The organism is Macrococcoides caseolyticum (assembly GCF_002902665.1).
In the GTDB taxonomy this organism is placed as follows: domain Bacteria; phylum Bacillota; class Bacilli; order Staphylococcales; family Staphylococcaceae; genus Macrococcoides; species Macrococcoides caseolyticum.
Genome location: NZ_PPRM01000086.1, coordinates 1 through 264, shown reverse-complemented (window position 1 = coordinate 264; position 264 = coordinate 1). Strand labels below are relative to the sequence as shown.

The window sequence follows — 264 nt, the reverse complement described above, 5'->3', positions numbered from 1 at the left end:
GCCTTCGTCCTTCGCCTTGTTGAACGCTTTCCTCACGACACGAAATTCATATTCAGCGTTACTCGGATCACAGTTGATCCCAGACATTGCGATACACTTCTTCTCCTGTGTGTCCTTATCCTTACCATCACGCCCATATTTGATGGATGCCGTGGCACTTTTAGACAAAGCTACTTTAGTCTGTGCCATATCTGATGCACCTCATTCTGAAGTCGTTCAAATTCATGCTTAGATGCCTGAAATTCTTCTGTCAGCTTTTTAATC

The 264-nt window shown here is 43.9% G+C and carries 1 pseudogene; it reads right to left on the bottom strand.

The annotated features are described in order from the left end of the window. A pseudogene (locus CD152_RS10145) lies at nt 1-189 on the bottom strand (relaxase/mobilization nuclease domain-containing protein); the annotation flags it as partial. Between the last annotated feature and the right edge of the window lie 75 nt (nt 190-264).